The 25,471-nt window shown below is 68.4% G+C and carries 21 protein-coding genes; 9 read left to right on the top strand and 12 right to left on the bottom strand.

Features of this window, described 5'->3' with window-relative positions; genetic code table 11:
• On the top strand, positions 1 to 1,046 hold a 1,046-nt coding region (locus tag CEK69_RS19090), incomplete at its 5' end, for an MFS transporter (RefSeq protein ID WP_152247387.1).
• A gap of 103 nt (positions 1,047 to 1,149) precedes the next feature.
• Here the strand turns inward: CEK69_RS19090 and CEK69_RS19095 are convergent.
• Positions 1,150 to 2,271 (bottom strand): ROK family protein, encoded by a 1,122-nt coding sequence (locus CEK69_RS19095; RefSeq protein ID WP_152247389.1) that lies wholly within the window; start codon positions 2,269 to 2,271, stop codon positions 1,150 to 1,152.
• Positions 2,272 to 2,385: 114 nt separating this feature from the next.
• On the opposite strand from CEK69_RS19095, the gene CEK69_RS19100 reads away from it, so the two are divergent.
• The 6 genes from CEK69_RS19100 (at position 2,386) to CEK69_RS19125 (ending at position 10,241) form a co-directional block, all read left to right on the top strand.
• Entirely contained in the window at positions 2,386 to 4,884 is a 2,499-nt protein-coding gene (locus CEK69_RS19100) for a TonB-dependent receptor (RefSeq protein ID WP_152247391.1), read from the top strand.
• Positions 4,885 to 4,907: 23 nt separating this feature from the next.
• Positions 4,908 to 5,804: a glycerophosphodiester phosphodiesterase family protein gene (locus tag CEK69_RS19105; protein ID WP_152247393.1), complete on the top strand. Its 897-nt coding sequence runs from the start codon at positions 4,908 to 4,910 to the stop codon at positions 5,802 to 5,804.
• 209 nt (positions 5,805 to 6,013) lie between these two features.
• Positions 6,014 to 7,171: a glycerophosphodiester phosphodiesterase family protein gene (locus CEK69_RS19110; RefSeq protein ID WP_017917046.1), complete on the top strand. Its 1,158-nt coding sequence runs from the start codon at positions 6,014 to 6,016 to the stop codon at positions 7,169 to 7,171.
• 89 nt (positions 7,172 to 7,260) lie between these two features.
• Entirely contained in the window at positions 7,261 to 8,751 is a 1,491-nt protein-coding gene (locus tag CEK69_RS19115; RefSeq protein WP_226975234.1) for a hypothetical protein, read from the top strand.
• Positions 8,752 to 9,050: 299 nt separating this feature from the next.
• Positions 9,051 to 9,512, top strand: a complete 462-nt coding sequence (locus tag CEK69_RS19120; RefSeq protein ID WP_019797714.1) for a cell wall hydrolase — start codon at positions 9,051 to 9,053, stop codon at positions 9,510 to 9,512.
• Positions 9,513 to 9,632: 120 nt separating this feature from the next.
• Positions 9,633 to 10,241: a glutathione S-transferase N-terminal domain-containing protein gene (locus tag CEK69_RS19125; protein WP_152247395.1), complete on the top strand. Its 609-nt coding sequence runs from the start codon at positions 9,633 to 9,635 to the stop codon at positions 10,239 to 10,241.
• Between the two features lie 49 nt (positions 10,242 to 10,290).
• On the opposite strand, the gene prpE is transcribed toward CEK69_RS19125, so the two are convergent.
• From prpE to CEK69_RS19170, 9 genes are all read right to left on the bottom strand, one after another.
• Complete coding sequence (gene prpE / locus CEK69_RS19130; RefSeq protein ID WP_152247397.1) at positions 10,291 to 12,162, bottom strand: propionate--CoA ligase; 1,872 nt, start codon at positions 12,160 to 12,162, stop codon at positions 10,291 to 10,293.
• Positions 12,163 to 12,312: 150 nt separating this feature from the next.
• Positions 12,313 to 12,882 carry a GIY-YIG nuclease family protein gene (locus CEK69_RS19135; protein ID WP_152247399.1) on the bottom strand — a complete coding sequence of 190 codons (570 nt, stop codon included), beginning with the start codon at positions 12,880 to 12,882 and terminating at the stop codon, positions 12,313 to 12,315.
• A 69-nt stretch (positions 12,883 to 12,951) separates the two neighbouring features.
• Positions 12,952 to 13,608 carry a hypothetical protein gene (locus CEK69_RS19140; RefSeq protein WP_193314044.1) on the bottom strand — a complete coding sequence of 219 codons (657 nt, stop codon included), beginning with the start codon at positions 13,606 to 13,608 and terminating at the stop codon, positions 12,952 to 12,954.
• Positions 13,609 to 13,622: 14 nt separating this feature from the next.
• A complete protein-coding gene (locus CEK69_RS19145; protein WP_152247403.1) occupies positions 13,623 to 16,142 on the bottom strand; it encodes a prolyl oligopeptidase family serine peptidase in 2,520 nt (839 codons plus the stop codon).
• A gap of 99 nt (positions 16,143 to 16,241) precedes the next feature.
• Positions 16,242 to 16,862, bottom strand: coding sequence for a glutathione transferase GstA (gene gstA / locus CEK69_RS19150; protein WP_152247405.1), 621 nt, complete (start codon positions 16,860 to 16,862; stop codon positions 16,242 to 16,244).
• A 79-nt stretch (positions 16,863 to 16,941) separates the two neighbouring features.
• Positions 16,942 to 17,820 (bottom strand): LysR family transcriptional regulator, encoded by an 879-nt coding sequence (locus CEK69_RS19155; RefSeq protein WP_152247407.1) that lies wholly within the window; start codon positions 17,818 to 17,820, stop codon positions 16,942 to 16,944.
• Positions 17,821 to 17,889: 69 nt separating this feature from the next.
• Complete coding sequence (locus CEK69_RS19160; RefSeq protein ID WP_152247409.1) at positions 17,890 to 18,876, bottom strand: malate dehydrogenase; 987 nt, start codon at positions 18,874 to 18,876, stop codon at positions 17,890 to 17,892.
• A 36-nt stretch (positions 18,877 to 18,912) separates the two neighbouring features.
• Complete coding sequence (locus CEK69_RS19165) at positions 18,913 to 19,290, bottom strand: glutaredoxin family protein (RefSeq protein ID WP_152247411.1); 378 nt, start codon at positions 19,288 to 19,290, stop codon at positions 18,913 to 18,915.
• A 91-nt stretch (positions 19,291 to 19,381) separates the two neighbouring features.
• Positions 19,382 to 19,876 (bottom strand): peptidylprolyl isomerase, encoded by a 495-nt coding sequence (locus CEK69_RS19170; RefSeq protein WP_152247413.1) that lies wholly within the window; start codon positions 19,874 to 19,876, stop codon positions 19,382 to 19,384.
• 199 nt (positions 19,877 to 20,075) lie between these two features.
• On the opposite strand from CEK69_RS19170, the gene typA reads away from it, so the two are divergent.
• Together typA and CEK69_RS19180 are read left to right on the top strand one after the other, a co-directional pair.
• Positions 20,076 to 21,905 carry a translational GTPase TypA gene (gene typA / locus CEK69_RS19175; protein ID WP_010340464.1) on the top strand — a complete coding sequence of 610 codons (1,830 nt, stop codon included), beginning with the start codon at positions 20,076 to 20,078 and terminating at the stop codon, positions 21,903 to 21,905.
• 16 nt (positions 21,906 to 21,921) lie between these two features.
• Positions 21,922 to 22,407 (top strand): DUF2127 domain-containing protein, encoded by a 486-nt coding sequence (locus CEK69_RS19180; protein WP_017913015.1) that lies wholly within the window; start codon positions 21,922 to 21,924, stop codon positions 22,405 to 22,407.
• A gap of 161 nt (positions 22,408 to 22,568) precedes the next feature.
• Here CEK69_RS19180 and CEK69_RS19185 read toward each other — a convergent pair whose 3' ends face one another.
• Together CEK69_RS19185 and CEK69_RS19190 are read right to left on the bottom strand one after the other, a co-directional pair.
• Entirely contained in the window at positions 22,569 to 23,732 is a 1,164-nt protein-coding gene (locus tag CEK69_RS19185) for a mechanosensitive ion channel domain-containing protein (protein WP_026143871.1), read from the bottom strand.
• Between the two features lie 267 nt (positions 23,733 to 23,999).
• Positions 24,000 to 25,394, bottom strand: coding sequence for a 3-deoxy-7-phosphoheptulonate synthase class II (locus tag CEK69_RS19190; RefSeq protein WP_152247415.1), 1,395 nt, complete (start codon positions 25,392 to 25,394; stop codon positions 24,000 to 24,002).
• Between the last annotated feature and the right edge of the window lie 77 nt (positions 25,395 to 25,471).

The following is a 25,471-nucleotide window of genomic DNA, read 5'->3' on the forward strand; positions in this document are numbered from 1 at the left end:
CCGCGGCGCTGGCGCTGCTGCTGGTGTTCGCCGCACCCTTGCTGCCGCCGCCGTGGCGGCTGGGCTATGTGCTGGCGGTGAGTTTGCTGTTCCGGCTGGCCTACGCCGCCTGCGACGTGGCCCAGAACACCTTGCTGAGCCTGGCACAGTGGCCCTGGCGCGGCCACGACGGCGCCAGCGCGCTGCGCCTGGCCGGCAGCGGCGCGGCGGCGCTGCTGATCAGCAGCGTGGTCGGTGCGGTGCTGGCGCGCGGGACCGATGGCGGCAGCCTGGCGCTGCAGGCCAGCGCGGTGCTGGCGGCGGTGGCGATGCTGTGCGCCTGGCAGTTGCAGCGGGTGCTGCGCCATCACGCCACTGCGCACCCGGCCCCGGCCGACGCCACGGCCGTGATCGCGATCGACCGAGCGCCCTCGTGGCGCGCGATTCCCTGGCAGCCGCTGGCACTGATCGCAGCGGTCTCGCTGACCCTGCCAGCGTTCACCAAGCTCGCCCCGTACGTGGCTGCCTACGGTCTGCTCTCGCCCGGCTGGGGCAGCGCGGTCCTGATCGCCTACGCGCTCGGCACGGTGCTGGTGCAGCCGCTGGCCGCGCGCTGGGGTCGACAGCGCACGCCGACACAACGGCTGGCCTGGCTCGGCAGCGCCCTGTTGCTGTGCGCGCCGCTGTTCGCCCTGGCGTTGCCGGCGCAGCCACTGCTGAGCCTGGCCGCGGCGGCCTGCATCGGCGCCATCGGCGGCAGCGGCGGGCAACTGGTATGGGCCTGGCACGCGCAGTGCACCGCCACCCGGGCGGTCGCCGAGCATGCGCTGTGCTTCGCCGCGCTGACCGCCGCCGCACAGGTCGCGCTGGCCGCCGGGGTGGTGCTGATCGGCGTGCTGCTGGATGCGCTGGACTACCGCGACGGGCACTGCCTGCTGCTGTGCTGGGCGATGGCGGCCGGCCCTCTGCTGTGCGGGGCGCTGTGCCTGCTGCTGGCGCTGTTGACGGGACGCCGGCGATCGCATCCGATCGGTGCCGGCCTGGCGGCCAACGCGAGCAGCGGCTGAGACAGCGGCGCACGGTCGACGCCACCGCGATGCAACGCGGGCTAGCGTCTGGTCAGCAACACCTGCACTGCGGCGCGACGCACTGCGCCCGCCGCTGCATGTCTCAGGCGAAAAACGCCCGCTGCAGCGGCATCAACGCCGCGCCCAGGGTCACCGCGTCGCCGACGGTGCGGGCGATGCACAGTTGCGGCAGCGGCGGCGCCAGACCGTGGCGGTTGGGCGCGCGCGGGATGCGGATGCGCTCGATCAGGCGTGCGCCGATCGCGGCCGGCAGGCGCCCGCCGATCACGATCGCCTGCGGATCCAGCGCATAGGCCAGATACGCGCACAACTGCGAGAACGGTGCCTCGGCCATGTCCAGCCAGGCGTCCACGCCCGGGGTGTGCGCGTCGATCGCGCCGAGCATCTGCTCGACTCCGGCGTAGTCCTGGCCGGCGGCCCGCACCAGCGACAGCAGCGCATCCAGGTTCGGATAGGCCATGCCGCCGACGGTCCAGATGCCGCCGAACTCGCCGGCATTGCCGCGGTGGCCGCGGAACAGCCGGCCATCGGCGATGATGCCGCCGCCGAAGCCGTTGGTCAGGTGCAGGTAGACGAAGTCGCGGCAGTCGCGGCCGACCCCGTACAGACTCTCGGCCACCGCCGCCGCCGCGCCATCGTTCTCGATGGTGACCACGCAGCCCAGGGCTTCTTCCAGGATCGGCACCAGGTCCACCTGGGTCCAGTCCTCCAGCGCCGGCGGCCCGGCCATCTGCCGGCCCTGCCCGGTGAAGAACGCCGAAATCGCCATGCCCATGCCGACCACCCGCGCCGGGTCCACGCCGGTCTCGGCCAGCAGCTCCGCACGGAATCGCTGCAACTGCGCCAGCACTGGCGCGCGGCGCATGTCGGCCAGGCCGATGCGGCGCTGGCCGCGCATGGTGCCGGCGAAATCCACCAGCGCCAGCGCCACCACGTCGCCCATCAGGCCGATGCCGAAGGCGTAGGCGTAATCCGGCGCCAGCCGCACATCGACGCTGGGATTGCCGCGACCCTCGGCGGCACGGGCGCTGAGCTGGACCATGCGGTCATGTACGAAGCCCTGCAGCAGGCGCGCCACGGTGGGCTGCGACAGATCCAGGTCGCGGCTCAGCGCCGCCTGGGTCTGCACCCCGGTCTTGAACACACGATCGAGCAATTGGCGGCCGCCGGCACTGACGCGCGGCGGGAAATCGGGATGCGGCATAGGCGGACGCAAAGCGTGATGGATGCACGAACCGCAACAACCTAGCACGTGGACATCCAAGTTTCATACATTGCAAATAGTATTAACAACACATTCTTTTACTTGGGGGTCTTCATGCGTACCGTTCATCCGCACCCGAGCCTGCTGGCACTGGCGCTCGCGTCCATCCTCGGCAGCGCCGCGACCGTCCATGCCGAGGACGCGCCAGCGCCCCCGGCCGACGCCACCACCACGCTGGACCAGATCGTGGTCACCGGCACGCCGCAGGGCCAGTCGCAGAAGGACGCCCCCTTCGCGATCAGCGTGGTGTCCAAGGAACGCCTGGAGCGGAGCACCCCGAGCAGCAGCGTGGACATGCTGCGGGCGGTCCCCGGTTTCTCCGCCGAACCCTCCGGCGGCCAGGGCGGCGGCCAGAATCTCTACGTGCGCGGCCTGCCGGCCGGCGGCTGGTACTACGTGCAGTACCAGGAAGACGGCCTGACCCTGTTCGACGAGCCGCAGGAAAGCTTCTTCAACGTCGACACCCTGTTCGCGCTGGACATGATGACCGAGCGCCTGGAGGTGGTGCGCGGCGGCACCTCGCCGCTGTTCGCGACCAATGCGCCGGGCGGCACGGTCAATGCCATCACCCGCCACGGCACCGCCACCCCCGAGGGCGCGGTGCGCATGAGCGTCGGCAGCGACGGCTTGCGCCGCGAGGACGCCTACAGCGCCGGCCCGCTCAGCGAGAACGTGCTGTACAGCATCGGCGGCTACCACCGCAGCGACGACGGCCTGCGCCGCACCGGCTACACCGCCGACCAGGGCGGCCAGTTGCGCGGCAACCTGACCTTCCTGATGGGCGATGCGGTGCTCGACGTCGACGCCAAGTATTTGAACGACCGCACCGCCTTCTACAACCCGATCCCGCTGGCCGACCCGCGCAACCCGTCGCAATCGCTGTCGGCGCTGATCGACCCGCTGGACGGCACCCTGCTGTCCAACGACCTGCGCCACACCACGGCCCTGACCTTCGACGGCACTACACCGCTGGCGCGCAACCTCGACCTGGCCGACGGTATCCACAGCAAGGTCAAGCAACTCGGCACGCACCTGGAGTGGGATCTGGGCGACGGCCTGACCCTCAACAACCGCATGCGCTTCGTCGATGCGGAGGTGGACTACACCGCGCTGTTCTCCGGCGCCGCACCCTACGACGCCGGCACCTACCTCAAAACGCAACTCGGCCGTGCGCGCAGCGGCTTCAGCACGCGGGTGGCGCGGGTCGGCTACGTCGCCAGCCGCAACGGCACCGCCTACGATCCGGCCGCGGCCGACGGCCTGGTGCTGGAGAGCGGCCTGTGGAATGCGCGCACCCATCTGCGCACGCTGTCCGACGACCTGCGCCTGAGCAAGGCGTTCGACGACACCGTACTGGGCCAGCACACGCTCACCGCCGGCCTCAACGTGCAGCACTTCGAGTACCGCCAGGACCGCCTGCAGAACACCGTGCTGACCACGCTGCAGAACAACGCGCAGCGCCTGGACGTGCTGGCCTACGACGCCGCCGGCAACGTGGTCGGTTCGGTCACCCAGAATGGCTTCGTGCGCTACGGCAACGGCGTCACCCGCGGTTTCGCCAACGGCACCTACCTGTCGCCGTACCTGTGGGATTCGGTGCGCTTCGGCCGCCTCGGCCTGGATGCCGGCGTGCGCTACACCCGCTACAACGCCAGCGGCGGCGTCTACGCCACCACCACGCGCAATCTCGGCGATCCGACCACGCTGGCCGACGACAACGTCGGCGGGCTCAGCGGTGCGTTCAGTCCGCGCACCGATCATCGCCATGCCACGCAGTGGACGCTTGGTGCCGAGTTCGCGCTGACCCCGCAGTTGCAGACCTTCGCCCGCTACACCCAGTCGCAGCGCCTGCCGCGGCTGCAGAACGTCTACCAGACACAGAACGCCGACGTCACCGACATCGACCAGGCCGAGGCCGGCCTGCGCGGCAGCTTCGGCGACAGCTTCTCGTTCTCCACAGTCGGCTTCTGGAGCCGCTTCAACGATCTGTCGATCAGCGCCATCGTGCTCGACGGCAGCGGTGCGGTGCAGAGCCTGGCGCTGGTCGGCAAGACCCGCACGCTTGGCCTGGAATCGGAGTTCACCTGGCGGCCGTCGCCGCTGTTCGGCATCACCGGTTCGGCCACGCTGCAGGATCCGCAGACGCGCGGTCTGAGCAATGCGACCACCGGCCTCAGCTACGGCGACCTGGACGGCAAGCAGATCTCGCGCATTCCCAAGTTCATGGCCTCGCTCAGCCCGACCCTGTACCTCGACATCGATGGCCGACCGGTCGAACTGTCGGCCACCGCCTATCGCATGGGCCAGCGCTATGTGGACTACACCAACGCCACCGCCCTGCCCGCCTACACCACCTACGACCTTGGCCTGTTCGCGCGGTTGAGCGAGCACCTGGAGCTGCAGTTGCACGCCGCCAACGTCAGCAACGCGCTCGGCCTGACCGAGGGCAATGCGCGCGTGGACACGCTGTCCGGCCAGGGCACCGCCGACGCGATCTACGCGCGGCCGATCTTCGGCCGCAACTACAACGCCTCGCTGACCTGGAGATGGTGAGCATGCGCTTCCGGAGACTGCTGATGAGCGCCGCGATGTCGATGCCGGTCGTGGCCATGGCGGCAACGCCGAGCCTGCCCGACCGGCTGCGCGACCCGCACGGACCGGCGCTGGTGGTGTCGCACCGCGCCTGCTGGACGTTCGCCTCGGAGAACACGCTGGACGGCATCGCCGCGTGCATCGCGCGCGGCGTGGACATGGTCGAGATCGACGTGCGCACCACCCGCGACGGCGCGCTGGTGCTGATGCACGACGACACCGTGGACCGCACCACCGACGGACACGGCGCGGTGGCCGATCTGGACGCGGCGCAGATCGCCGCCTTGCGCGTGCGCAGCCAGGGTGGCGGCCGCGACAGCACGCTTACCGCGCGGCATCCGCCGACGCTGGCGCAGGCGCTGGCCTTGGCGCGCGGCAAGGTGCTGGTGAACCTGGACGTCAAGGCCGCGGCGCTGGACCAGGTGATCGACGTGGTGGAGGCCGCCGGCGCGCAGCGCGACGTGCTGCTCAACGTGCCGCTGGACGCGCCCGCTGCGGTGCTGCAGCGCGCGCGCAAGGCCGACATCGCGGTGCAGGCGCTGTACCTGCAACGCGAATCGACGCTGCCGCCCGAGCAGGCCCTGCGCCGCGCCGCCAGCTTGCAGCCGGCGGTGGTGCAGCTGATGTTCGACGACCCGGTGGTGCTGGACATTGCGCAACGCGAACTGGCGCCGCACGCGCGTCTGTTCGTCAACACCATGACCAACGACATCGCCAGCGGCAAACCGATGCGGCTGTCGGCGCACTTCACCGACCAGCGCGCGCTGCGCGATCCGGCCGCGGTCTGGGGCGGGCTGTGCAAGCACGGCGTCAGCATGATCCAAACCGACGAGCCGTTGGCATTGCAACGCTACCTGCACGGCACGGACACGCCCCGGTAGCGGGCCTCGGTCCAAATCCCGGCGACACCGCGCGGTGGCCCACGCGCGGTGTCGCCAGGAGTCCAGTTTCAGACGGGTGGCATGCAACGCCAGGACGATGCCCGTCGCTTCGAGCATTGCGCTGCAGACAACCGCGCCCATGGGCGCGGCGGTTGCCGCGCGCTGCGCTGCTTCACTTCATTCCATCAACTCCGAACGGAAGAGAGCACATGAAACTGCCCAAGAAACCCGCCAAGGTTCTCGCCCTGGCGCTGGCCTGCGCGTCGCTGGCCACGCTGTCCGGCATGGCGTCGGCCGCCAGCAACTGGAACCCGCAACATATCCTCAACGTGATGAAGAATCCCTACCAGGGGAATCACGCCGACGTCGTGGTGATCTCGCATCGCGGGCTGGTCGGCAACGGCTGCGCGGAAAACTCCACCTGCTCGATCCTCAGCACTTACAACAACAACATCGAAGCGATCGAACTCGATGTCAAGCAAGCCTCCGACGGCATCCTTTGGCTGTTCCACGACCAGAACGCCGGTCGCGTGGTGTATCACGAGCCCGGCTTCTATATCTTCCAGCCGGCAACCAATCCGAAGGGCTGGAATCCGGACATCAGCACCCTGACCAGTCATGATCTGGTCAACTCGTTCCTGCGCGACAAGAACTTCGCCAAGACCAACGACAATCCGACCTCGCTGGCCAAGGCGCTGAACACCGTGGTGACCTACGCCAACCACATGGTGGTGGTGCTTGATCTGAAGAACCTGGATGCAGTCTCGCGCGCGGCCGACCAGGTCCATGCGTTCCGCATGGAGAACCAGGTGGTGCTGAAATTCAGCGCCTCGCTGCTGCCGAAGACGCCCAGCGAGATCACCCGCTTCACCAAGGGTGTACCATTCGCGCCGACCATCTACGCCGGCGACATGGACAGGCTGGCCGATGGCGGCTACGTCGGCGAGTGCGGCTCGGGGCGCGGCGACACGCCGGCGTGCCGGGTCAACGCCTGGATCAACGAGGCGCGTCGCCAAAGCGGCTTCGCCTGGCTGGAAATCGGCAACAAGCAGCCCCGCCGCGGCGACCCGACCGCCGAACTGCTGGCCGAGAACCAGGCGCAGAAACGCGCGATCGGCGCGTTCTCGCCGGTCCCCGAGTACCGCCTCAGCAGCCATGACGGCCAGCACTACGTGCGCAGCAACGGCACCTGCTGTGCCTCGCTCGACGATTACCTGACCCGTACCAAGTACTTCGGCAACGAGACCGCCGACGACCGTCCGGATTTCCGCGCGCAGGTCACTGCCGGCTTCACCAGCATCATCACCGACGATCCGCTCGGGGTGATTCGCGCCAACGTGCCGCGCAACACCGCGCGCTACAACTGACCACTGGATGGTCGCCCGGGGAGTGCGCTCCCCGGTCCTGCACGGCGCCCATGCGCCGTGCAGTCCGTCGCCCGCCTTCAGGAGTTCCCATGCGTTCCGCCCCACGTCCCCGCCATCTGCTTCTCGCGCTGCTGGTCGCCGGCGCCTGCGTGCCGCTGCTGCAACGCGCGGCCACCGCCCACGGCGCGCAAACCGCAGCGCCGGCTTCCCTCGCAACACACCCGCCTGCCGGCCCGGCCAGTGCGCAGACGCCGCCGTCCACTGGCGCCGATTCGATGAACGGTAGCGCCGTGCCCGGCCCACCTGCGAGTGCGGTGCTGGCCGCGGCGCAGGCGCTGCCTACCGACTTCCAGGCCGATGTGCTGCTGCGCTTGGCTGCATCCGCCGATCTTCCAGCCGACGGCAACCGGGCCGCTGCCGCGCAACGGCTGACCCAACAGGCCGTGGCACTGGCCGAGCGCGCGCAACGGCGCATGCCCGGCCTGGCCCGCGTCGGCAGCATCGACGAAGAGCACGACGACGAACTGCGCTCACCGCGCACCGCTGGTCTGGATCGGCTGACGCTGCAGACACGCGCCGCACAACACGCCACGCCAGCGCAGGTTCAGGCGTTGTTCGCCGCGCTGCCGACGCCGCACGCCGGCAGTTGCGATGCGGACTATCTCGACGATCCCAGCCCGACCTATGCGTTGGCCAGCGCACTGCAGCCGGCACCACCGGCAGCGCGCGCCAGCGCAATCGCCGCACGCCTGGACGCGGCGCAACACGAAACCGACACCGCCCCGGCGCTGAAGATGGCGCTCGCCGCGGCGCCGCTGGACACTGCGGGACAGGCACAGCTCGGCGACAGCCTGGTGCGCATGTTCGAACGCATCCGCGGCGACGACGCCGGTTTCACCGCCACCGAACTCAGCGTGGCCGGCGACATGCCGCTGGTGCTGCAACAAGTGTCCGACAGCGCCCTGCGCGAGCGCCTGCACGCCGCCTACCGCGGCTACGTCGCCGCGCATCTTGCGCAGACGCGCTGCCCTTCCAGCGTGCTCGGCAACCACTGGCTGCTGGAACAGCGCTTCGTCGCCAAGCTGCCGGCCGAGCGCATCGTGCCGGCACCGCCGCTCCCCGCGCAGTCGATCGACGCCGATGCGATCTCGCTGATCCGCCAGGCCGGCTACAACATCCGCACGCAGTTGCTGGATGCGGCTGCTGGTGCAGGCGATGCGGCGACGGAAAAAGCATCGATCGAGTTCCTCGACCAACTCGACCACGGCGTGCTGCAGCAGACCGCCGCCAGCGACGATAGCGGCCGCGTGCAGCGCGCGCGCCTGCGCGAACTGCTGCGCTATCTCGAGTACGCGCCGGCGGGCGCGGCGCGCGACCGCGGCATGCACCTGCTCGCCACGCTGCTGAGCGGCCCGTATTACGCACGCGATCACGACACCTGGTTCGGCGATCTGCGCGTGCTCGCCGATCAGGCGCAGCGTTGGCCGGATCGCGATCAACGCCTGGCGCAACTGAGCGGACACGCCGATCCGGTGGTGAAGGTGTACGCCATGCTGATGCAGCGCAAGCAGTTTCCCTGAGCCTCATGCACCGCAGTGCAGCGTTGCACAATGCCGTCGCGCGGCCAGGCGCGACGGCATCTCGACACAGCGAGATGTGAGCCCTGTCAACACTCGGGATTCAGTTGCGATTCGGGAACCGGCCCCTATCGTTCGCGCCTCTTCTCGATCCGCCCATCTTGGCGGATCCGCCGGACTTCAGATTGCCGGCACCCGGGCGGCCCGTGACAGGCCGCCTCCCCATGACGCCAAGCCGCATCGCTTGCCGCGCCATCCCGGCGCAGCGCCTCGACGACGGCCCATACGGAGCAAGGAGTACGATGAAACTGGCCTGGATTCTCTGGCTCTCGCAATTGTTGCCGCAACCCGCTGCCGATTCGCTTTGCCTCAGCACCACCGTGTACCTGGAAGCGCGCGACCAGACGCTGCGCGGACAACAAGCCGTCGCCGAAGTGGCGCTGCGTCGCCTGGACAGCGGCCTGTGGGGCGATTCGATGTGCCAGGTGGTCACCGCACGCAAGCAGTTCGCGCCAGGCCTGGTGAAGCCGGGCACCGAATTGAAGAACGACGACGCCTGGGCCGATGCGGTCAAGGTTGCCTTCGCCGCCGAGCGCAACTGGGCGCTGCCGCAGGGCCAGCGCAAGGAGATCGTGCCGGGCGCCAGCCACTTCGCCGCGCATGCCATCGCCAGCCCGAGTTGGCGCAATGCCTATCAGGTCGCGACCATCGGCGACCACACGTTCTATCGCGTGCAGAAGCTGCGCCCGCGCAACGCGTCCTGATCGTTCGCCACACAGGCATGCCCTGACGCAGCCGCGCGCGCCACATGGCGCGCCTTCATCGCCAAGCGCCCCGCACAGCAGGTACGCTCTGCCGTCCTGACCGATGCGGAGCCGCCTGCCATGAAACTGTATTCCAAGCCCGGCGCCTGTTCGCTGGCCGATCACATCGCGCTGCGCTGGGCCGGATTGCCGTTCGAACTGAAGCTGCTGGATGCCGCGGCGATGAAGGCGCCGGCGTATCTGGCGATCAATCCGGCCGGCGCGGTGCCTGCGCTGCAGATGGACGACTGGGTGCTCACCCAGAACTCGGCGATCCTCAACTACATCGCCGATCTCGCGCCCGACGCGCATCTGGCCGGCGACGGCAGCCCGCGCAGCCGTGCTGAAGTGCAGCGCTGGCTGGCCTTCCTCAACGCCGATCTGCACCCGGCGTTTCATCCGCTGTTCGGCAGCACCCGCTATCTCGACGATGCCGCGGTGATCGCCCGCACCCAGGAACATGCACGCGAACGCGTGCGCACGCTGTACGCGCGCGTGGAAGCTGCGCTGGAACAGCAGACCTGGCTGGGCGGCGCGCGCCGTTCCATCGCCGATGCCTACCTGTTCGTCACCCTGCGCTGGGCGCGCGTGCAGCAGATCGCGCTCGGCCCCAATCTGCAACTGCATTTCGAACGCATGTCCGCCGATCCGCAGGTGCAGGCGGCGCTGCAGGCCGAAGGGCTGAGCTGATCGGCGATGCGAACGCCGGCGCGGCTGCGCCGGCGTCGCCAGTCGCACGTCAACCGCGCAAGGCGCGACGGATTTCCTCCAGCGCGCCGGGATCGTCCAGCGTCGACAGATCGCCCGGATCGCGCTGTTCGGCCAGCGCCTGCAGCGAGCGCCGCAACAATTTGCCCGACCGCGTCTTCGGCAAGGCCTGCACCAGATACACCTGCGCCGGCCGCGCCACCGCGCCAAGACGCTCCACCACGCACTGGCGCAGTTCCTCGATCACTACCGCCGCATCCGGCGCGACCTGCTTCAGCGTCGCGAACACCACCGGCACCTGCCCCTTCAATTCGTCGTGCATGCCGATCACCGCGACCTCGGCCACGTCGGCGTGGCCGGCGATGGCTTCCTCGATCTCGCGCGTGCCAAGCCGATGACCGGCCACGTTGATCACGTCGTCGGTGCGGCCGAGGATGAAGGTATAGCCGTCCTCGTCGCGGATCGCCCAGTCCAGCGAGCTGTACAGCAGCGTATCGAAATGGCTGAAGTAGCTGCGCAGGAAACGCGCGTCGTCGTTCCACACCGTGGTCATGCAGCCCGGCGGCAACGGCGGCTCGATCACCAGCACGCCCTTGCGCCCGGCCGGCACCTCGACGCCGTGCTCGTCGACGATGCGCGTGCGGTACCCAAGATTGGGAAAGCCGGGCGATCCCGGTTTCACCGGCCGCAACTCGACGCCCGGCAACAGGGTCAGCACCGGCCAGCCGGTTTCGGTCTGCCAGTAGTTGTCGATCACCGGCTTGCCCAGCGCCTCGCCGATCCACAACGCAGTCGGCTCGTCCAGCGGCTCGCCGGCCAGGAACAGATAGCGCAGCGCACTCAGGTCGCGCTCGCGCAGGTAGCGCGCCGGATGTTTCTTCAGCACGCGGATCGCGGTCGGCGAGGAAAACATGGTGCGCACCCGGTACTTCTCGCACAGCGCCCACCACACGCCGGGATCCGGCTGCACCGGCAGGCCTTCGTACAGCAGCGAGGTCGCGCCGACGATCAGCGGACCGTACACGTTGTACGAATGCCCCACCGCCCAGCCCACGTCGGAGGTGGAGAACATGGTCTGCCCCGGGCCGCAGTCGAACACCGTGCGCATCGACAACGCCAGCGCCACCGCATGCCCGCCGACATCGCGCTGCACGCCCTTGGGCTTGCCGGTGGTGCCGGAGGTGTACAGCAGGTAGCTGGGCTCGTTGGATTCCAGCCACACCACCGGCACCTGCGCATCGCCGACGTCGGCACGCAGCTCGGCATAGTCGACGTCGCGCCCTGGCACGCGCGGCAGCGCCGGGTCCAGCCCGCGCGAGACGATCAGCACCGTCGGCGGCGGCGCGCTGGCTTCGGCGCAGGCGGCATCGACCAGCGGCTTGTAGGGAATACGCTTGCCGCCGCGGCTGCCGGCATCGGCGGCGATCAGCAGCTTGGGCCGCGCATCGTCGATGCGCAGCGCCAGGTTATGCGCGGCGAAGCCGCCGAACACCACCGAATGCACCGCGCCGATGCGCGCGCAGGCCAGCATCGCGTACACCGCCTCGGCCATGTTCGGCATGTAGATGACCACGCGATCGCCCCGCTGCACGTCCAGCCGCTGCAGCACCGCGGCGAAGGCGTTGACCTCGCGGTACAGCTGCGCATACGTGATCTCCTGGGTCTGCCCGGTTTCGCTGGACACCGCGACCAGCGCCAGTTGCGTGGCGCGTTCGGGCAGATGCCGGTCCACCGCGTTGTGGCACAGATTGGTCAGCCCGCCGACGAACCAGCGCCGGAACGGCGGCGTGTCGTACTCCAGGATCGCCTGCGGCGGCCGCTCCCAGTGGATCGCCCTGGCCTGCTCGGCCCAGAACTCTTCGGGCCGCTCGATCGAACGCCGGTACAGCGTCGCGTAGTCCATGCCGCCCCTCCCAAGGCCGGTGCACCGGCTCCGAGCATAGTCCTTCGGCGGGGAGGGCGTCGTTCCGACCTTGGTCGAAGGGAGCGATGGATAAGCATCTGGCTCAAGCCGCATGGAAAAGTCACTTCGGCTTGGATGAACTGCCTACCACTACTTAGTCGTGACCTTATGTCTCTTAGGCTCTACTCGAACCATCTTGCCCTCACGCATAAGCAGTCCAAGTACACTCCAACTCAAATAATCTTTTGAGCCGCCAAGATAGTCACTCTGCAGGCCAAGTGCCTTTGCGACATCCGAATTAAGGACACCTTCCGGATTAGCTCGAGCCAACTCAAGAATAGATGACTTTAAAAATTCCAGACCAATTTGAGCCTTTTCTACGACTCCAGAAGGAATTATCAAGTCATCCTTGACCTTCTTCCTCACACCCTCCGGTATGACTGAGTTTGTCAACATCCCCCCAGCCAATTCGCTCCCAAAAGCGGATATCAACTCCGCTTCGAGCTTCAAAGCTTGATATTCCGTCAGGTCATCCGCGAGAACCGCAGTGATTACATCATAACCATCAGCTTTAATTTCCTCAATTCTCTCACCCTTACGAGTCTTGTCGACCCTCAATGTGTGCTCCCACGCCCGAATCCCTGTACCCTTACCGATATAGAAAGGAATAGCAGGTGTCCTGCGTGGATCCTTGAGTGCATAGATGTAGTAAGGATTCATGCAGAGGCCAGCATCTAAATTAGGTTGCGCCGCGAAGGAGCATTGGCCCTGAAGGATTTGCAATAATCATCATCCGCCCAAAATAAACCTAAACTCATCCTCAAGCTTAGCTTTAGCGAGAGGAACCTCTTTTTCCATAAATTCCCAAGCCCTCATCCAGGCATCGTACTTTCTTTCGAGAGCCTTTGAATTCAGCCCCACATCCTTGTGCTGCGTGTACATGCCGAAGCTAGCAATTTGCCGCCGAATACCCTCAACCAATTGATCAATTGAGTCACACAACTCTGATGTTGGCAAGTAGATTCTATTTCTATCAAAGTACTGGAAAAAATCGAACAAACTATTATGAGCCTCAATGTACTGCTCATCTTTCCCTGGCCCACCATTCAACTCAACCGGCGACGCAAAGGTTGATGCCTTTCGGTAGGCTTCTGTCAGCAAAGAATAAAGCTGCTCTACCACTTCTGCCCTCTTCTCATGCAGTCTTTGGAATCGGACAGCGTGCTCCGTAGCTTGAATGCTTAGCTGAGAGCGGAGTCGCTCGGTCTCTACAGCTGCCTGGGCCTGCAGCTGCGCTTTGTGAGACTCAAGCTTTTCGTCGTATTCGTGCTTTATCGCGCTCTTCAAACGTTCTGATATCCATGAACGCAAAAGCCAGAATAGGGCGCCACTCAACGCCAAGCTAAGAGCTCCCGAGAGGACTAGCTGAGCGCCAAAGTCGATCATTTTGCTTACGCCTGCTAATGCTTTTGCGCCGCCGCGGTCGGTGACGCCGACGCCGCACGCGGCGGCGCCTGCTTCACGTAGCGGTCGAACCACTCCAGCATTTCCGCCACCACGTCCTCGTTGGATTCGCGTGCGGTGTACCAGTGCGGTTCGAACGGCAGCAGCACCAGCCGCGCGGTGCCGCCGAGGCCGCGGATGGCCTGGAACATGCGCGGGGCCTGGGTGGTCTCGGTGCCGGGGTTGGCATCGTCCATGCCGTGCACCAGCAGCAGTGGTTCGTTGATCTTGTCGGCGTGGAAGAACGCCGAGGCCTGCGCGTACACCTCCGGTGCGGCCCAGAACGAGCGCCGCTCGTTCTGGAAGCCGAACGGGGTCAGGGTCTTGTTGTAGCTGCCGCTGGTGGCCACGCCGGCGCGGAACAGGTCGGTGTGCGCCAGCAGGTTGGCCGCCATCAGCGCGCCGTGGCTGTGGCCGGTGACGCCGATGCGGTCGCGGTCGACCACACCCAGCGCCACCGCCTTGTCCACCGCCGCCTGCGCGTTCTCCACCAGCTGCTGCAGGTAAGTGTCGTAGGCGGTCTTGGGATCGCCGACGATCGGGAACGCGGCATCGTCGATGATCGCGTAGCCGGCCAGCAGCAACAGCTGGTAGGAATGCAGGCGGGTGAAGTCGCGGTCGTTGGCGCCACTGACCTGGCCGGCCTTGGAGGCATCGGCGTAGTCCAGCGGATAGGCGTAGAGGATCGCCGGCACCCGCGTGCCTTCCTTGTAGCCGGGTGGCGTGTACAGGGTGAAGGACAGTTCCACGCCGTCCTTGCGCTTGTAGGTCACCAGCCGCTTCTTGATCTGCCGCACCACCGGTGTCGGATCGGGGAAGCGAGTCACCGGCGCCAGGGTGGAGGCGACCACCGCCTCGCCAGCTGCCGCAGCCGGCTGCGGCTGGCCCAGCGTGCGCAGGTAGACGTTCGGCGGGTCGCTCGGCGACTGCCGCCAGGTCAGCAGGCGGGTGGTGTCCTCGCCAGCGAACCCGGCGAAGGCCTCATCGACGTCGGCGCCGCTGCGGAACAGACGCTGGGTCTTGCCGCTCGCCAGATCATAGCGGTCCAGGAACGGCCGGTCGCCGGCCGGGGTGGCGCCCTGCCCGCTCAGGAACAGTGCGCCGTTGTCCTCGCGCAGCACGTATTCGCCGTTGGCCAGGCGACGCAGCTCGGGCGTGCCGGGATCGGCGTAGAGGTCGTCGGTGGACAGGTCGAACAGCACCCGCCCGGCGCTGCCGGGGCGGTCCGCGTCCAGCAGCGTGGTGCGGCGCCAGTGGCGGTTCTCGTCGTACTCGTCCAGCAGCGCCTGCCCGCCCTGCGCGAACCAGCTCAGGCCGGCGTAGCGCTGGGTCACCTTGGCCAGTTCGCGCGGCTTGCCGGTGAACGGTGCCGACAGGGTCAGCAGCTTGTCGCGCGCCGGCACATTGGTCTTCCAGTCGCCGCCGTCCAGCGCCTCGGCCCAGACCAGGGTGGCCGGCTGGTTGGCGCGCCAGCCGTAGGCGCGCGGCCCGGTGGGCACGCCGTGTACCGGCACGCGATCGGCCACCGGCAGGTTCGCCAGCACCCGCTCGCTGCCGTCGGCCAGGTCAAGCACCGCCACGTCGTGGGCGAAGCGGCCGTAGGTGGTGACGTAGGAGTACGGGCGCTGCAGGCGCTCCACGCGCACGTGGCGGCCGTCCGGCGCACCGTCGACCACCGAGTACACCGCCGGCTTGCCGACCGTGCGCAGCTTGCCGCTGGCGGCATCCACAGTGACCAGCTGCGCCGTGGCGTAGTAGGTGAACTGGGCCTCGTCCTCGGGACTGGACAGGGTGTCGCGGGCCTCGTAGGTGCTGCTCTCGCCCTTGCCGCGGATCGCTTCCTTGACCTCCGGCCCCGGCGGCACCGCCGCCTTCACCGGCGCCGGGCCGAGGTCCTGCGGCACCGCGCGCACCAGCAGGGTGTCGCTGCCGCCCAGCCACTGGATCTCGCCGCCCAGTACCGGGTTGAGCTGCACGCCGTCGATGCGATGCACCGCGCCGGTGGCGACGTCGCCCAGCCACAGTTCGACGCGGTCGGCCGCGGTGTTGTTGAAGGCGAAGCGACGCCCGTCCGGCGACCACACCGGCTGCGCCGGGCAGGCGCCGGCCGGCAGGGGCACCGCGGTCTGCTTGCCGCTGGCCACGTCGACCAGGCTGAAGCCGTCCAGGCAGGCACGGATGCCGTAGCCGTTGGACATGTCGTGGCGGGCGTGGGTGCGCGGTTCCACGCGCACCCCGGCCAGCTTCAGGTACGGCTCGGCGACGCGCGCGATCGGCGGGTAGGCCTGGCGCTCCACCAGCAACAGGGTGCGCCCGGTCGGGTCCAGCCGCGGCGTCGGATTGAGCGGGGCGCGCATCACGCCCAGCAGCGGCTCGGGCGGTTGCCGGTAACCGCTGTCGGCGGTGGCGGCGTGGGCGGCGACAGGCAACGCACTGGCGAGCGCCAGGGCGCCGATCCAGCGGAACGGCATGAGCATGGTCGAAATCCCCTTTCGAATGGCCCGGGCAACCTAGCACGGCCGCCGCGCCGCGGCCGAGCGCCGAAGGTCATGCCAGGCACCGCCCGCGTGCCGCGCTCAGGCCGGTTGCAGCGCCTGCTCGGCGGCCAGCGCCGCGGCCACGCTGGGACGCTGCGCGATGCGCGCCGCGTACGCCGCCAACGCCGGATGCGCGTCCAGCGACAGGCCGAACCGCGGCAGCCAGCCGAGCACGGTGAACAGATAGGCATCGGCCACACCGAAGCGCTCGCCGAGCAGGTACGGCTGCGTGCGCAGCGCCGCCTCGGCATGGGCATAGCGCTGCAGCAGGCGGGCGGCGACCGCGGCGCGCCGCTCCGGCGCCAGCCCGGCATCGAACAGCGGCACGCTGCCGGCATGCAGTTCGCTGTTGATGAAGGCCAGCCACTCGTACAGGCGGTAGCGCGGCAAAGTGTCTGCGTCCGCCGGTGGCGCCAGCGCCGCCTGTGGGCAGCGGTCGGCCAGGTACAGCAGGATCGCCGGCCCCTCGGTCAGCACCTGGCCGTCCTCCAGTTGCAGCGCGGCCACGTAGCCCTTGGGATTGATCGCGCGGAAGTCCTCGCCATCGGCGGTGCGCTTGCTGCGGTTGTCCACGCGCACCAGCCGGAACGGCAGCTGCAGTTCGCGCAGCACGATGTGCGGCGCCAGGGAACAGGCGCCAGGAGCGGCATAGAGGAGCATCGGAACGGTCTCGCAGAGGCGCCGGACAGTCGGCGCGCGCAGTGTGCGCGGCACGGCGGCCTGCGGAGAAACAAGAATGTCAGGACGGGTCAGTAGCGCCGCTAATGGCCTCGTCCAGGAACCGGCGCAGTTGCAGCGCAGCCGGCGCCGCGTGTGCAGCAGCGACCAGGGCGAAGCGGCGCTGCAGCCGCGGCTGCAAGGGCAGCACCTGCACGCCGTCGCGCTCGGCCGGCAGCACCGACGCCGGCAGCAGGCTGGCGCCCGCGCCGTCGCGCACCAGCGCCCAGGCGCTGGACCAGTCGCGCACCTGCAGGCGCAGGTCGGCGATGGCCAGCCCGGCGCGTTCGGCCAGGCGTTGCGCATGCAGCCAGCAACCGCCGGTGGCCAGCACGAACGGCAGCGCCAGCAGTTCCGCCAGGGCGATGTCGCGCGCCCGCGGACGCGCCAGCGCCGGCGGCAGCACCGCCAGCCACTCGTCCATGCCGAACACCATGGCGTCGCGCTCCGGCGCCGGATCCAGCACCACGCCCAGGTCGACCGTCCCGGCGGCCAGCCAGGCCTCGACCTCCTCGTCGCCGCCTTCCAGCCAGACCACGCCCGTGTCCGGATGCGCCCGCTCGAACGCGCGCAGGCGCGGCGCCAGCCACGGCCGCGACGAGGCGAAGCCGGCGACCCGCAGCGAGGCCGCCGCCGCCGCACGCTGCGCCCTGGCCAGGGCCTGGATCTGCCCCAGCTCGGCCAGCATCGTCCGTGCATGCGCCAGCGCCCGCACGCCGAACGGGGTCGGCCGGACCCGCCCGCGCTCGCGCAGCAGCAGCGCCGCGCCGAGCACGTGCTCCATCTGCGCGATGGCCTGGCTGGCGCCGGACTGGGTGATGCCGCAGCGCGCGGCGGCGGCGCTGATGCTGCCGCACTCGACGACGGCGACGTACAGCCGCCAGTGGATCAGATTCATCATGTCGGGCTCCCACAACGCGAAACGCCGGGCGGTGCCCGGCGTTCCGTGACGACGCGATCGCGTTGGCGATCAGCCCAGCAGGTGGGCCACGCCGCTGCGCTCTTCTTCCAGCTCGGCCAGGGTCTTGTCGACGTACTTCTGGCTGAAGTCGTCGATCGGCAGATCCTTGACGATGGTGTAGCTGCCGTTCTCGGTGGTGACCGGGAAACCGAAGATCACGCCTTCCGGGATGCCGTAGGAGCCGTCGGACGGCACGCCCATCGTCACCCACTTGCCGTTGCTGCCCAGCACCCAGTCGCGCACGTGGTCGATGGCGGCGTTGGCGGCCGAGGCGGCCGAGGACAGGCCGCGCGCTTCGATGATGGCCGCGCCGCGCTTGCCCACGGTCGGGATGAAGGTGCCGGCATTCCATTCCTGGTCGTTGATCGCATCGGCGATGGAGGCGCCGTCGGCGGTGGCGAAGCGGTAGTCCGGGTACATGGTCGGGCTGTGGTTGCCCCACACCACCAGCTTCTCGATGCCGCCGACCGGCTTGCCGAGCTTCAGCGAGAGCTGGCTCAGCGCACGGTTGTGGTCCAGGCGCAGCATGGCGGTGAAGTTCTTCGGGTTCAGGTCCGGCGCCGACTTCATGGCGATGTAGGCGTTGGTGTTGGCCGGGTTGCCAACCACCAGCACCTTGACGTCGCGCTTGGCCACCTTGTTCAGCGCCGCGCCCTGCGCGGTGAAGATCTTGGCGTTCTCCAGCAGCAGGTCCTTGCGCTCCATGCCCGGGCCGCGCGGACGCGCGCCGACCAGCAGGGCGATGTCGGCGTCCTTGAACGCGACTTCGGCGTCGTCGGTACCGACCATGCCGGCCAGCAGCGGGAACGCGCAGTCTTCCAGCTCCATCATCACGCCCTTCAGCGCGGCCTGGGCCTTCTCCATCGGCAGTTCCAGCAACTGCAGGATCACCGGCTGGTCCTTGCCCAGCATTTCGCCGGAGGCGATGCGGAACAGCAGGGCATAACCGATCTGGCCGGCGGCGCCGGTCACGGCAACACGAACGGGTGCTTTCATGGGGGATTCCTCTGCTAAGAAAGTGGGTGGGGTGGATCAGTAGACGCGATAGCCCAGCGGCTGCAGGTGCAGGTCCAGGGCGGCGGTGTCGTAGCCTTCGACCACGTGCTGGCCGATCACGGTGATTGGCACGCCTTCCAGGCCCAGCGCGGCGGCGGCCTGGCGGCCGGCCTCCTGTTCCACGTCCAGGACCGTGTAGCGGACCTGGGCGCGGGCGAAATCGGCCTGTTGCCGGCGGCAGTAGCCGCACCAGTCGGCAGCGAGCATGACGATGCCGGCCTCGCCGGTCAGCAACCGCGGGTCGCCGGCGGCCAGTGCGGCCGACGGTGTCGAGGCCGCACTGCGCCACCACGCGTGCACGCCGCCGCCGATCACGAGCAGCAGCAGGCACAACACAAGGGGGCGCATCGTCATCGGCGGTCGGGTGCGGCAATCAATCGGGAAAATGGTAGCACGCAGGTTCCGCGCGCCCGGCCGCAGGACCGGTCGCGCGGACAGCGCCGGATCAGGCGTCGAGGGTGCGGTTCCACTCGGCGACGCGGTCGGCCTTGGCCGCCAGCACCGCGTCGGCGTCGCCTTCGATGGTGATCTTGTTGATCACGTCGCCCTGGGCGACGCTGTCGACCACGTCCAGGCCCTCGAGCACCTTGCCGAACACGGTGTGCTTGCCGTCCAGCCACGGGGTGGCGGTGTGGGTGATGAAGAACTGGCTGCCGTTGGTGCTGGGGCCGGCGTTGGCCATGGACAGCACGCCGCGCTCGTGGCGCACGCCGTTGTTGGTCTCGTCCTCGAAGCGGTAGCCCGGGCCGCCGCGGCCGGAGCCTTCCGGGCAACCGCCCTGGATCATGAAGTCGGCGATCACGCGGTGGAAGTTCAGCCCGTCGTAGAAGCCGCGCTTGGCCAGGTTCACGAAGTTGGCCACGGTCAGCGGGGCGTTGTCGGGATACAGCTCGATCTTGATCGGGCCGCGGGCGGTGTCGAAATGGGCGATCAGGGACATGGGATTCCTTGGAAACGGGGGCGTCATGAGGGGCGCATAGGATACACGTCGCCTCGTTCAGGCTTTGCCCGCGCCCGCCGCCGGCGCCTGAATGTCCCCGCCCGGCCCACCGCCGCCGGCCGCCGGCAGGCGTCACGGGATCCGGGTATACTAGGTGGCTTCCTTTCCTTCCTTCTGGCGCCGGCTGGCCCCCTTTCGCATGTCCATCGAAAATCTTCGCAATATCGCCATCGTCGCCCACGTCGACCACGGCAAGACCACCCTCGTCGACTGCCTGCTGAAGCAGTCCGGCACCCTGTCCGAGCGCACGGTGCTGGCCGAGCGCGTGATGGACAGCAACGACCAGGAAAAGGAACGCGGCATCACCATCCTGGCCAAGAACACCGCCATCACCTGGCAGGGCAACCGCATCAACATCGTCGACACCCCCGGACACGCCGACTTCGGCGGCGAGGTGGAGCGCGTGCTGTCGATGGTGGACACCGTGCTGATCCTGGTCGACGCGATGGACGGCCCGATGCCGCAGACCCGCTTCGTGACCCAGAAGGCGTTCGCGATGGGCTTCAAGCCGATCGTGGTGGTCAACAAGATCGACCGCCCCGGCGCGCGCCCGGACTGGGTGATCGACCAGGTGTTCGACCTGTTCGACAAGCTCGGCGCCACCAACGAGCAGCTCGACTTCCCGATCGTCTACACCTCGGCGCTGAACGGCTACGCCTCGCTGGACGACAGCGTGCGCGACGGCGACATGACCCCGCTGTACGAAGCGATCATGCAGCACGCGCCGAAGCCGGACGTGGATCCGGACGGCCCGTTCCAGATGCGCATCAGCCAGCTGGACTACAACAACTTCGTCGGCGTGATCGGCATCGGCCGCATCCAGCGCGGCGTGCTGAAGAAGAACATGCCGGTGGCGGTGATCGACCGCGAAGGCAAGAAGCGCCAGGGCAAGGTGCTGCAGGTGCTGGGCTTCCTGGGCCTGGAGCGCATCGAGCAGGACAGCGCACAGGCCGGCGACATCGTCGCCATCTCCGGCATCCAGGAACTGACCATCTCCGACACCGTGTGCGCGCTGGAAGCCCCCGAGGCGCTGCCGCCGCTGACCGTGGACGAGCCGACCATCTCGATGACCTTCCAGGTCAACAACTCGCCGTTCGCCGGCAACAAGGACCTGTCCGGCGGCAAGTTCCTGACCAGCCGCCAGCTCAAGGACCGGCTGGAGCGCGAGACCGTGCACAACGTGGCGCTGAAGGTGCAGCAGCTGGAAGACGCCGACAAGTTCCTGGTCTCCGGCCGCGGCGAACTGCACCTGTCGGTGCTGATCGAGAACATGCGCCGCGAGGGCTTCGAACTGGCCGTGTCGCGCCCGGAAGTGATCATCAAGGAGATCGACGGGCAGTTGATGGAGCCGGTCGAGCAGCTGGTGGTGGACATCGAGGAGCAGCACCAGGGCGGCGTGATGGAGAAGCTGGGCATCCGCAAGGGCCAGCTGAAGAACATGGAGCCGGACGGCAAGGGCCGCGTGCGCCTGGACTACATGATCCCGGCGCGTGGCCTGATCGGCTTCCAGAACGAGTTCCGCACCCTGACCCAGGGTTCGGGCCTGCTGTTCCACGTGTTCGACCACTACGGCCCGAAGGAACAGGGCGCCATCGCCAAGCGCCAGAACGGCGTGATGATCGCCAATGCGCCGGGCGCCACCCCCGCCTACGCGCTGGGCCCGCTGGAAGAGCGCGGCCGCCTGTTTGCCGCCGAAGGCGACAACGTGTATGAAGGGCAGCTGGTCGGCATCCACTCCAAGGACAACGACCTGACCGTCAACGCGATCAAGACCAAGCCGCTGACCAACATGCGCGCCTCGGGCAAGGACGATGCGATCAAGCTGACTCCGGCGATCAAGTACACGCTGGAGCAGGCGCTGGACTTCATCGAGGATGACGAACTGGTCGAAGTCACCCCGAAGGAGATCCGCTTGCGCAAGAAGCACCTGACCGAAAACGAGCGCAAGCGCGCCGGTCGCGCGGGCTAAGGGATAGCGCACGCCCATGGCCGCCGACAAGGCGTACAACCCGGATCCGCACGCGCATCCGGGTCTGCACCTGATCGCACTGCTGGAGGCCGGCAAGGGCCTGCTCGCGGTGCTGGCGGCCACGGGGCTGGAACTGATGGGTCCGGCCCCGCTGCGCGCGGGGGTGGACAAGCTGATCGTGCGTTTCAGCCTGGACCCGGACCACGGCGCCCTGCCCTCGCTGCTGACCATGATCAACCCCGGCGCGGTGCACCTGGCCGCCGCCGGCATGCTCGCCTACGGCGTGCTGCACATCATCGAGGCCTGGGGCCTGTGGCGCGCCAAGGCCTGGGCCTCGCTGCTGGGCTGCATCTCCGCGGCGATCTACCTGCCGTTCGACGTCTACGCGATCGTGCGCCACCCCGGCTGGGCGTCGTGGGCGGTGCTGGCGATCAATCTCGCCGTGGTCGGCATCCTCGCCCGCGATTTGGTGCGGCGGCGCCGACATCCTCCTGCGGCCTAGCCGCACCCCGCGCCGCGGCGGTGCCGGCTTTCTTCAAGCGATCTGCGCCTGCCAGTCACCGGTGGGCGCATTGGTGTTCCTGGCATTCGGCGGGCACCGCTGGCGGTCGCGCAGAGAATCCGTCCCACGCAGTATGACCATGCGGCAAGACCGCTCAGCGATCAGCGAGACGCGCGCGCCTCGCCCGCTGTCGCATTCACTGCCGGCGCCCCATCCTCGGCACCGGGCGAACGCATCGCCTCCGAATCGCTGGCGCGCACCGGTGGGTGCGATAGCCGCACCGGCTCCGGCGCCACTTCCGCGCGCAGCAGCGGCAACGCGTAGGCATGCTCGCGCACCAGGAAATCCAGCATGCGTTCGCGCACGATGCAACGCAGGTCGAAGGCATCGCCGGAGTTGCGCGCACTGACCAGCAGGCGCACCTGGATCGTGCGCTCGCTGGTGTCGGTCACCTGGGTCACGCAGACCCGCCCGTCCCATAGCGGCTCGCTCTTGCAGATCCGCTCCAGCTCGGCGCGCACCTGCGCGATCGGCGTGCGGTAGTCCAGCCACAGGAACGCGGTGCCGAGCAGGTCGGCGCTGTTGCGCGTCCAGTTCTGGAACGGGTTCTCGATGAACCAGGTCAGCGGCACCACCATGCGCCGCTCGTCCCAGATCCGCACCACCACGTAGGAACTGCCGATCTCCTCGATGCGGCCCCACTCGCCTTCGACGATGACCACGTCGTCGAGCCGGATCGGCTGGGTCAGCGCGATCTGCAGGCCGGCGATCAGATTGCCGAACACCGGCTTGGCGGCGATACCGGCGACCAGGCCGATGATGCCGGCCGAGGCCAGCAAGGTGGTGCCGATCTGCCGCACCGCCGGGAAGGTCAGCAGCACGATCGAGGTGCCCACCAGGATGATCGTGCCCATCGCCACCCGCGCCAGCACGCGGGTCTGGGTCTGCACGCGGCGTGCGGTGAGGTTGTCCGCCACCTCGATCGGATGGCTGCGCAGGATCGCCGTTTCCAGCGCCGCCACGCCGCGCACCAGCAGCCAGGTCACGCAGCCGATCATGCCGATGTGCAGCAGGTGCTGCAGGTCGGTCAGCGCCTTCTCGTCCAGCGGCGTGGATTCGAGCGCGAAGCTAAGCATCAGCATCGGCAGCAGGAAGGCGACCGGCACGCTGATCACGCGCACGATGCGCGCACGCCGGTAGTCGCGGCCGCGCATGCGCTGGGCGATGCGCAACAGCAGCCACCAGGCCAGGAAACCGAGAATCAGTGCGGCGCCGATCGGCAGCGTATAGGCACGCCAGGGCACCCAATGAAGATCTAGGGTCAAGATGCGCTCCTTTGTCGGGGGGAGGAGTCGCGACAGTCTGGCAGTGGAGGGATTAGCGCGATGTCGAGCACGCGCAGCGGCGCCGAGCGACGGCAGCCGCATGGCATACAGGCGCGCGTGCAAGCGCTTCCGAAAAGCGGCGCATGCCGCTGGCGACGCGAAGCCGGCGCGAGGCATCGCACGCAGCGATGCCGCAGCCCTCGGGCCACGGCACGACAAGGCGCCGCACGTGCGGCAGCGGCACGCGCGGCGGACTACACCAACCGACTACGCCAGCGGCGTGGCGACGTTGCGTCCGTTCTGCTTGCGCACGATCGCCATCGCGATCTCCAGCGACTGCTCGTAGTTCAAGCGCGGGTCGACGCTGGAACGGTAGGCCCGCTCCAGGTCGCGCTCGGTGAGTTCGCGCGCGCCGCCGGTGCACTCGGTGACGTCCTCGCCGGTCAGTTCCAGATGCACGCCGCCCAGGCGGGTGCCGGCCGCGGCGTGGATGTCGAACGACTGCTCCACCTCGCCCAGGACGTTCTGGTAGCGCCGGGTCTTGTAGCCGTTGCTGGTGCTTTCGGTGTTGCCGTGCATCGCATCGCACACCCACAGCACGCGGCGGCCGTCGCGCTTCACCGCGTCCAGCAGCGGCGGCAGCTTCTCGGCGATCTGCGCCGCGCCCATGCGGTGGATGAAGGTCAGCCGGCCCGGCTCGTCTTCCGGATTGAGCACGTCGATCAGGCGCAGCAACTGGTCCGGCTGCGCCGACGGCCCGACCTTGATCGCGATCGGATTGCGGATGCCGCGAAAGTACTCCACATGCGCGCCGTCCAGCGCCGCGGTGCGCATGCCGATCCACGGATAGTGCGTGCTGAGGTTGAACCAGCCCCACTGCCGCGGGACCTCGCGGGTCAGCGCTTCCTCGTAGGGCAGCAGCAAGGCCTCGTGCGAGGTGTAGAAATCGACGCGATTGAGGTTGTACAGCTGCGCGCCGGACAGGGTCTCCATGAAGCGCACCGCATCGCCGATCGAGGCCACCATCTTCTGGTAGTCCTCGGCCAGCGGCGAGCAGCCGACCCAGCTCAGGTTCCAGTACTCGGGATGGTGCAGGTCGGCGAAGCCGCCGTCGATCAGCGCGCGCACGAAGTTCATGGTCATCGCCGAACGCGAGTGCGCGGTGATCATGCGCCGCGGGTCCGGCACCCGCGCCTGCGCGGTGAACTCCGGGCCGTTGACCACGTCGCCGCGGTAGCTGGGCAGGGTCACGCCGTCGCGGGTCTCGGTATCGGCCGAGCGCGGCTTGGCGTACTGCCCGGCGTAGCGACCGACCCGCACCACCGGCAGGCGCAGACCGTGCACCAGCACCAGGCTCATCTGCAGCAGCACCTTGAGCCGGTTGGAGATGGTGCCGGATTCGCAATCGCTGAAGTTCTCCGCGCAATCGCCGCCCTGCAGCAGGAAGCGCTTGCCTTCCTGCGCCTCGGCCAGCTGCTTCTTCAGCGCGAAGATCTCCCAGGAGGTCACCAGCGGCGGCAACTGCCGCAGTTCCGTCAGCGCGGTCTCCAGCGCCTGCGGGTCCGGATACACCGGCATCTGCAGCGCCGGCCTGTCACGCCAACTGGCAGGTGACCAGGGCGAAGAGGCGGATGCGGACACGGCGGCGGCGGACAGATTCATGAAAGGACTCCTTGGCAGTGTGCGATGTTCGCAGAGCCGGGGCGCGCCGCATAGCGCCGCATACCGGTCACGCTGGC

This window comes from Xanthomonas sp. LMG 12462 (assembly GCF_009192885.1).
Classification (GTDB): domain Bacteria; phylum Pseudomonadota; class Gammaproteobacteria; order Xanthomonadales; family Xanthomonadaceae; genus Xanthomonas_A; species Xanthomonas_A sontii.

What these genes read in the sequence shown, in the direction of transcription:
- CEK69_RS19095 (WP_152247389.1), bottom strand. Translation starts at nt 2,271, where the DNA reads ATGCCGCATCCCGATTTCCCGCCGCGCGTCAGTGCCGGCGGCCGCCAA.
- CEK69_RS19100 (WP_152247391.1), top strand. Translation starts at nt 2,386, where the DNA reads ATGCGTACCGTTCATCCGCACCCGAGCCTGCTGGCACTGGCGCTCGCG.
- CEK69_RS19105 (WP_152247393.1), top strand. Translation starts at nt 4,908, where the DNA reads ATGAGCGCCGCGATGTCGATGCCGGTCGTGGCCATGGCGGCAACGCCG.
- CEK69_RS19110 (WP_017917046.1), top strand. Translation starts at nt 6,014, where the DNA reads ATGAAACTGCCCAAGAAACCCGCCAAGGTTCTCGCCCTGGCGCTGGCC.
- CEK69_RS19115 (WP_226975234.1), top strand. Translation starts at nt 7,261, where the DNA reads ATGCGTTCCGCCCCACGTCCCCGCCATCTGCTTCTCGCGCTGCTGGTC.
- CEK69_RS19120 (WP_019797714.1), top strand. Translation starts at nt 9,051, where the DNA reads ATGAAACTGGCCTGGATTCTCTGGCTCTCGCAATTGTTGCCGCAACCC.
- CEK69_RS19125 (WP_152247395.1), top strand. Translation starts at nt 9,633, where the DNA reads ATGAAACTGTATTCCAAGCCCGGCGCCTGTTCGCTGGCCGATCACATC.
- prpE (WP_152247397.1), bottom strand. Translation starts at nt 12,162, where the DNA reads ATGGACTACGCGACGCTGTACCGGCGTTCGATCGAGCGGCCCGAAGAG.
- CEK69_RS19135 (WP_152247399.1), bottom strand. Translation starts at nt 12,882, where the DNA reads ATGAATCCTTACTACATCTATGCACTCAAGGATCCACGCAGGACACCT.
- CEK69_RS19140 (WP_193314044.1), bottom strand. Translation starts at nt 13,608, where the DNA reads ATGATCGACTTTGGCGCTCAGCTAGTCCTCTCGGGAGCTCTTAGCTTG.
- CEK69_RS19145 (WP_152247403.1), bottom strand. Translation starts at nt 16,142, where the DNA reads ATGCTCATGCCGTTCCGCTGGATCGGCGCCCTGGCGCTCGCCAGTGCG.
- gstA (WP_152247405.1), bottom strand. Translation starts at nt 16,862, where the DNA reads ATGCTCCTCTATGCCGCTCCTGGCGCCTGTTCCCTGGCGCCGCACATC.
- CEK69_RS19155 (WP_152247407.1), bottom strand. Translation starts at nt 17,820, where the DNA reads ATGATGAATCTGATCCACTGGCGGCTGTACGTCGCCGTCGTCGAGTGC.
- CEK69_RS19160 (WP_152247409.1), bottom strand. Translation starts at nt 18,876, where the DNA reads ATGAAAGCACCCGTTCGTGTTGCCGTGACCGGCGCCGCCGGCCAGATC.
- CEK69_RS19165 (WP_152247411.1), bottom strand. Translation starts at nt 19,290, where the DNA reads ATGACGATGCGCCCCCTTGTGTTGTGCCTGCTGCTGCTCGTGATCGGC.
- CEK69_RS19170 (WP_152247413.1), bottom strand. Translation starts at nt 19,876, where the DNA reads ATGTCCCTGATCGCCCATTTCGACACCGCCCGCGGCCCGATCAAGATC.
- typA (WP_010340464.1), top strand. Translation starts at nt 20,076, where the DNA reads ATGTCCATCGAAAATCTTCGCAATATCGCCATCGTCGCCCACGTCGAC.
- CEK69_RS19180 (WP_017913015.1), top strand. Translation starts at nt 21,922, where the DNA reads ATGGCCGCCGACAAGGCGTACAACCCGGATCCGCACGCGCATCCGGGT.
- CEK69_RS19190 (WP_152247415.1), bottom strand. Translation starts at nt 25,394, where the DNA reads ATGAATCTGTCCGCCGCCGCCGTGTCCGCATCCGCCTCTTCGCCCTGG.